Annotated in this window: 1 pseudogene; it reads left to right on the top strand. The window is 51.8% G+C overall.

Annotation, left to right across the window (positions count from 1 at the left end):
- A pseudogene (locus B3O33_RS05810) lies at positions 1 to 365 on the top strand (glycoside hydrolase family 43); the annotation flags it as partial.

Here is a 365-nt window from a genome sequence, read left to right as displayed (position 1 = left end):
GCGGCATTAGCTTTGGTTGCTCAGCGCGAGGCCGAATTAAATGTAGCTCGTAAGCGTTATGAGCGGTCTTCGTCGTTAGCAGGACGTGGCGCAACATCCCAACAGGAAGCAGATGATGATTTTGCTCGTCAGCAAAGTGCCATAGCCGCGGTCAGTGCTTCAAAGGCACAAGTAGCCGCTTCCGATGCTGCCATTGTCACAGCCAGAGCTCAAATGGCTGGAGCCGAATCGGCTTTATTAGGTGCTCAGGCCAGTATTGATCGTATTCAGGCAGATATTTCTGATAGTGAGCTTAAAGCTGTCCGTGATGGTCGAGTCCAGTATCGTATTGCCCAACCTGGAGAAGTCATTGCTGCTGGTGGTGC

This window comes from Methylophaga sp. UBA1464 (genome assembly GCF_002325665.1).
Lineage (GTDB): Bacteria > Pseudomonadota > Gammaproteobacteria > Nitrosococcales > Methylophagaceae > Methylophaga.
This window is presented reverse-complemented; position numbering and strand designations above follow the sequence as displayed.